This is a genomic window from Psychrobacter coccoides, assembly GCF_017498085.1.
Lineage (GTDB): Bacteria > Pseudomonadota > Gammaproteobacteria > Pseudomonadales > Moraxellaceae > Psychrobacter > Psychrobacter coccoides.
In genome coordinates this window covers 1-6,528 of the sequence record NZ_JAGBKM010000041.1, presented here as the reverse complement: position 1 = coordinate 6,528, position 6,528 = coordinate 1, and the positions used below count along the sequence as shown (strand labels likewise).

Here is a 6,528-nt window from a genome sequence, read left to right as displayed (position 1 = left end):
TATAGTAAATCTTAGATAAAACCGATACAATATTTATAACCAATTCATTTAGTGAAATAAACGATGACCTATTCAATCGACTTTCGCAAACAAGTGTTACGAAGCATTACCGATGGCATGACCATTCGAGAAGCAGCTAACTTTTATCAGCTTAGCACAAGCTCGATTCATAGCTGGCAGCAGAGCTTAGTTCCTAAAACAACCAGAAATAAAGCACCGACTAAAATATCAAATGAAGCCTTACTGAAAGATGTTAAGCAGCATCCAGACGATTATATGTACGAGAGAGCACAGCGTTTAGGCTGTAGTAAGTCAGGCATAGAAGCCGCATTAAAACGCCTTAGCATCAGTCAAAAAAAAGACCTTAAAACATCCAAAAGCCTGTTTGATAAAAAGAGCTAAGTATCTCAATCATTTAAGTAATTATATGACTCAAGGCTATCCCATCGTTTATATGGATGAAAGCGGCTTTGAGGCTGAAACTATCAGACCTTACGGCTATGCACGGATAGGTAAACCCTGTGTCGACAGCTACAACTGGCAAGCAAAGAAGCGTACGAATGTCATCGGTGCTCTCTATAAAAAAATGCTGTTTGCGCTTGATTACTTTGAGACCAATATCAATAGTAATATATTTTATGACTGGTGTAAGTTCACACTTATTCCAAGTCTTAAAACCAAGAGCGTGATTGTCATGGATAACGCTCGGTTTCATAAAAGCAGACGTATCCAAAAACTACTCAACAGACATGGCCATCGTATTCTTTGGCTGCCGCCGTACAGCCCTGATCTGAACCCTATCGAGAAGAAGTGGGCACAGGCTAAGTTTCTACGCCAAGGGTGGATGGAGAATAATCTGCCTAAACTGTTTCAGGATATGGGCTGTTCCAGTTTTATTGTGGATTGACTATATACTGATGAGTTAATAGCTGAGTTATCTTCCCAAAAATTTAAATAGATGGGTGTCTATTGAGGTGTTTGTACGGTTTAGTGAACTATTTAATAGCAACGGTTTCAAAAACTATACTTTAGTAAGTTTAAATATAGTTGACTATAGAGTAGGTAGTAATTAAGTAAAATTGATTTTTTTAACGACTTAATGTTTAAAATACTTTTACGACTACCGACTAGTGTTTTTTTTAAAGATGCATAAATGTATATAAAGTGATATTATTGTAAGTAATGTATTAATAAATTAATTTTTTATAATGCTAACTTATAAAGAGAGTCAGAAAATGAAAGTATATTTAGCAACTTTACCTAATGGTTACTTTGGTAGTACAGGTCAGAGCTGGAAAAGTATAGATGTCAAAAAAATTGCTAGACTATTGAATTATAATACTGAAATTATAACTATTAATGACTTGATGGATACTGATTTTAGAGCTACAGATATTGTTGTTTATACTTCGAGTGACGAAGAGAATATTAGATTATATTTAAGAGACACAATGTTTTTTATAAATAAAAGATGCTCAATCATTCCTAGCTATGAAATGTTGTTGAGCCATGAGAACAAAGGGTTCCAACAGTTTTTTAGAGAAAGTAAAGATATAAATGGATTAGCAGGAAATTATTTTTTTGATATTGACGATGCTAACTTACCTATGCCCAAGGTATTAAAAACAGTTTCAGGAGCAGGTAGCAGTGGCGTGTTTTTATTAAGAAATAATAAAGATATGCTAGGAATTGAGAAAGAGTATTTCCAAGTATCAAAAAAAAGAAAAGTTATAAAATTACAAAGGCAGTTGAAACTTCGCAAAAACGAGTTTTCTATATATAAGTATAGGCATAAAGGTTTTAATAGGTTTGTAGAGCAGGAATTCATTCAAAGTTTGAATTATGACTATAAAATACTCGTATTCGGCAATAGATACTATACTTTAAAACGCAATATTAAGAAGGGTGATTTTAAAGCTAGTGGTAGTAAACTTGTGGAACATGTCAGACCACCTGATGAAGTACTCAATTTTGCAAGAAATATTTTTATTAAACTTGGAAATCCCTATGCATCTTTAGATATTGCTCAGTCATCAAATGGCTGCTACCTATTGGAGTATCAAGGCACTAATTTTTCACCAGGTACATTATTAAAATGCACTCAAACATGTGTATTTGTTAATGGAAAGTGGAATGATATTAAAAGTAACAATGATTTAGAAGAAAATTATGCTTACGCATTAAACTTATATATTGATCACCACTTTAACAAAGGTTGTGAACGTTAATAAGTTAAAGCATTTATTAATATAAACTTTAATGTATGTGATTTATTATGTATGATTCTATACAGTTGAAAATTATGTTAATTTATTAGTATGTACTTATTGTTTTTACTGTGAGCAAGAGTAATTAGCTTCTGAAGGTTGAGTCCAATCAGCTTGCATAAGACTTCTATCATTACATTTTTACGTGAATTGTCAGTCACCTTATGGTAAATATATATATATGGATTTAATGACTTGTAAATAATATATTGGGAATAACTAGATGAAAATTTTTATAGCTACTTTACCTAATGGCTATTTTGGCAGCTCAGGTCAAAGTTGGAAAACGCTAGATGTCGAGAAGATAGCTAGTATGTTAAATTTTGATACCCAGATAATAACGGTTAATGATTTGAAGGGAATAGATCTCGATGCATCGGATGTAGTTATTTATACTTCAAGTGATGAAGAAAATATAAGGCAATATCTAATTGACTTAATGTATTGGATCAACAAAAAATGCCATATTCTTCCCAGCTATGAAATGCTTCTCAGTCATGAAAACAAAGGCTTTCAGCAGCTAATGAGAGATCAATATGGTTTTGGAAGGTTAAGTGGAAGTTACTTATTTGATATTGACGATTCTAGGCTTTCCATGCCCAAGGTCTTAAAAACAGTGTCTGGAGCTGGAAGCACCGGTGTTTCACTAATAAGAAACAAAAAAGATTTATCAACTATTAAGAAACAATGTTTTGAAGTTTCTAAAAAAAGAAAGATTATTAAGTTTCAAAGAAGATTAAAGTTAACAAAAAAAGAATTTTCGATATATAACTATAGACATAAAGGGTTTAATAGGATTGTTGAACAAGAGTTTATTTCTGATCTGAAAAATGACTTTAAGGTATTGGTATTTGGTAATAGGTACTATGGATTAAAAAGAAGTATCAAAAAAAATGATTTTAGAGCCAGCGGTAGTGGATTGTTTGAATTCGTTAAACCTCCTAATGAAGTACTAGAGTTTGCAAGAAGTATATTTGATGAGCTTGGCAACCCTTATGCATCACTAGATATAGCTCAATCAGATGATGGATGTCACTTGTTAGAGTTTCAAGGAACAAACTTTGGACCAATTGCTTTATTGAATTCTTCAACTAGATGTGTGTATTCAGATAATGGTTGGATTGAAGAAGTAAATGATAAAGATCTTGAGGGTGATTTTGCACACGCCTTAAATATGTTTTTGGGAAGTAATTAAGGTAATGCAATACATGAAATAGATAAAATATCTTTAAGTTTCATTATTGAATTTGTAAGAATAAAGATTAAATGTCGCACAAGAATAATATTTTATAAAACTCCAATGAAGTGAGTTGTAATATGAAACTGCCTACAAACCATACCCAAGTACGAATAGAAAAAGATGTGTTGGGGAGGATTTTCCTCAGCTTTTTCTTGGCTCTAGCTGTGTCTTTAGTTCCTTGGGAAGTCTTGCGTGAAGGTGTGTTTCTTGATCGTATTATCTACAGTAGATATATTGATTTTTATCCGAATAGAGTTTACTGGTTTGATTTTTCAACGCTAATATCAAAAATATCGAATGAATGGGGTTGGCACTATTTCTTGGATTTTCTGCAATCACGGTTTGGATTTGATAGTAGTGCTATATTTTTTACTGTTACACTATTCTTTCTCACTATAACTTTTGTTTTGGTAAGTGCAACTAAAAGGTTTTACTATTGTTTGTTTTTGATCAGCCCAATCTTTATTGACTTCTTTTATTCGCAGCTTAGACAAACATTTGCAATGGCCTTTATCTATTTTTCCATGCTTCTTCTTAATAGAAGCAAGGTGTTGTCTGTTCTGCTACTAATTCCTCCTCTTTTTATACATACATCATCAGTCTTGTTTGTGTTCATATTTTATTCAGCCATATTTTTAGAAAAAAACGAAACTCTTAAAGAAGGCTCTAAGTTTGTTATCTCTATAGCTATTGGAGCATTTTTAGCCTTTATTACTGGGCCGTACATGTCAGTCATCCTTGCTTCTTTTGACGATAGGCGTGCAGACTATGATGATATGTCATCTCCATTTATCTATATGATTTATTGGATACTTTTATTTATATTTTTTATGATTAAGTTTTTAATCAAGGATATAAAAAACCTTAATCATTACTATTTTTATATAACTATGGTTATCCTCACTATGATTGTTCTAAGTTATATAACAGGAGGATATCCATCAAGGTTTTTATCTTCAGCGCTTCCTTTCTTAGTACTCACTGTGGGTAGCCTTAAGGGTAGGTTGGATAGTTTCGCTATTGTTGGTTATATTTTTTACACAGTTGCTGTATGGTTTTTTTGGCTCACTTAATTAATTTGAAATAAATTATAAGTATTAATAGTGTATATTGATATAATCAAATATATTTAAAATAAAAGCCAGATGAATATTGTTTTTTTATGAGGTTTATGAAGCTTAATGCTATAAATAATATTCAATATCTATGTATAGTCAGGTCAGTATAAAAAGAATACAGTTAGACTGGGATAAATTTTTTGCAGCCTCTGTCTGCGCAGGTTCAGCACGCAAGAAAAACTTATCCCAGTCTAGCGTGTTAATGCAGTGTATCTATTTTATTTAGTATCGACTATAGTAAAGAGTGAATACCTTTTTCATACTGTAAACTAATTGCAAGAAAAAAATACCGGCATTAGGGTGCTTTGACTAAGGCATATTTGATTAGGAATAAACCTTTAATCAATTTATTGAAATAATAATCACTATGAAACTAACCTTTTAGTCTTTTACAAGTATGCGGATCATATAATGAATAAAGTTTTACATATTATTACTGGGCTAAGTGATGGTGGTGCAGAGGGTGTATTGACTAGAATGTGCTTACTAGAACCGTATAGCCATACTGTAATCTCTCTAATGGACGAAGGGAAGTATGGACATGTCTTAGAAAAAGCAGGAGTGGAAGTCTTTTATTTAAATATGGAGCCTTCTAAGTTTAAATTAAAAAACATATACAATCTATATCATACTATCAAGCTACTAAAGCCATCTCATGTTCAGACTTGGATGTATCATGCTGATTTGCTTGGTGGAATAACGGCAAAGGCTGCAGGCGTTCCTAATATTCATTGGGGCATTCGAAATAGTAACTTAGATAAAGCAACGATTAAAAAATCAACATTTATGGTTACAAAAATTTGTGCTTATTTATCTCATATCGTTCCGAAGAAAATCATCTCTTGTTCTAATCAAGCTGTTCTCTCCCATATTAAGCAAGGATATAGTCAAAAAAAGTTTACCGTGGTACAAAATGGCTATGATTTAACGAAGTTCAAGCCTATGCCTGAATCAGAAGTCTTATTTAATTTCTCTGAAAAAAATATACCAATTATAGCTATGGTAGCTAGATTTGATGTGCAAAAAGATCATAAGAACTTAATCCAATCACTTTCGATTGTAAAAGATAAGCAGTTTGATTTTCATTTAGTTTTAGTTGGAACAGATATGACTTCTGATAACGATGAGCTATTAGATATTATTAACGATTCTAGCTTAACTGTTGAGGATGATATAACTTTGTTTGGGCAGTGCAATGATATTCCATTATTGTTTAACTCAATAGATCTGCATGTTCTTTCAAGTCTTGGAGAAGCTTTCCCTAATGTATTAGCAGAAGCAATGGCCTGCGGCATACCTTGTGTCTCAACAGATGTGGGAGACGCAAAAGAAATTATAGGAGAACATGGTTGGATTGTTCCTCCTCAAAACTCAGAAGAATTAGCCAGTGCTATCATGTCAGCCTTAGATGAAATACAGTTTAATCCTAATAAGTGGAAAATTCGTCAGCAAGAAGGTATTCAGTATATTGGTGATAATTTTGATATCTATAAGATGGTCAGTAATTTTCATAAAGCTTGGCAGGATGCCTAATTAGTAGTATGTTTTTTTAATATTGTATGAGTATTCTATAAAGGCTTATTTAATTTTTTTGGAACTGCCATTGAATATTTTTATGTATTACGTTAATTAAGTGATTATAAGAGAAGCAGTATGAAAAAATTTTTAATGTTTTCAAGCTATTTACCTTCTATTTTAAACTTTAGAGGAGACCTTATAGCGGCTATTGCCGATAGGGGTTATGAGATACATATACTCGCACCTGACTTAGAACAGTTTTCTGAAGATCATGATAAGTTAATGAACTTAAGTTACTATGTTCATTCGGTTCCTATGCAAAGAGTAGGGACTAATCCTGTAGCAGATGTCGAGACAGTTATAGCTGTTTTACGACTAATACGTA

6 protein-coding genes and 1 pseudogene are annotated in these 6,528 nt (G+C 32.3%); all 7 read left to right on the top strand.

Annotation, left to right across the window (positions count from 1 at the left end; all coding sequences use genetic code 11):
• The first annotated feature begins 63 nt into the window (after positions 1–63).
• Positions 64–402, top strand: coding sequence for an IS630 transposase-related protein (locus J3492_RS13330; protein WP_243453171.1), 339 nt, complete (start codon positions 64–66; stop codon positions 400–402).
• Positions 386–907 (top strand): IS630 family transposase, encoded by a 522-nt coding sequence (locus tag J3492_RS13325; protein ID WP_243453170.1) that lies wholly within the window; start codon positions 386–388, stop codon positions 905–907. The genes J3492_RS13330 and J3492_RS13325 overlap by 17 nt, the downstream gene beginning before the upstream one ends.
• A gap of 328 nt (positions 908–1,235) precedes the next feature.
• Positions 1,236–2,228, top strand: coding sequence for an ATP-grasp domain-containing protein (locus J3492_RS12870; RefSeq protein WP_207992418.1), 993 nt, complete (start codon positions 1,236–1,238; stop codon positions 2,226–2,228).
• A gap of 262 nt (positions 2,229–2,490) precedes the next feature.
• On the top strand, positions 2,491–3,462 hold the full coding sequence (locus J3492_RS12865) for an ATP-grasp domain-containing protein (protein WP_207992417.1): 972 nt from the start codon (positions 2,491–2,493) through the stop codon (positions 3,460–3,462).
• A 122-nt stretch (positions 3,463–3,584) separates the two neighbouring features.
• Complete coding sequence (locus J3492_RS12860) at positions 3,585–4,580, top strand: EpsG family protein (RefSeq protein WP_207992416.1); 996 nt, start codon at positions 3,585–3,587, stop codon at positions 4,578–4,580.
• Positions 4,581–5,036: 456 nt separating this feature from the next.
• A complete protein-coding gene (locus J3492_RS12855) occupies positions 5,037–6,158 on the top strand; it encodes a glycosyltransferase (RefSeq protein WP_207992415.1) in 1,122 nt (373 codons plus the stop codon).
• A 120-nt stretch (positions 6,159–6,278) separates the two neighbouring features.
• Positions 6,279–6,528, top strand: a pseudogene (locus J3492_RS12850) (glycosyltransferase family 1 protein); the annotation flags it as partial.

Bases quoted from the DNA above. Each gene is read 5' to 3' on its own strand.
- J3492_RS13330 (WP_243453171.1), top strand. From the start codon at position 64: ATGACCTATTCAATCGACTTTCGCAAACAAGTGTTACGAAGCATTACC.
- J3492_RS12870 (WP_207992418.1), top strand. From the start codon at position 1,236: ATGAAAGTATATTTAGCAACTTTACCTAATGGTTACTTTGGTAGTACA.
- J3492_RS12865 (WP_207992417.1), top strand. From the start codon at position 2,491: ATGAAAATTTTTATAGCTACTTTACCTAATGGCTATTTTGGCAGCTCA.
- J3492_RS12860 (WP_207992416.1), top strand. From the start codon at position 3,585: ATGAAACTGCCTACAAACCATACCCAAGTACGAATAGAAAAAGATGTG.
- J3492_RS12855 (WP_207992415.1), top strand. From the start codon at position 5,037: ATGAATAAAGTTTTACATATTATTACTGGGCTAAGTGATGGTGGTGCA.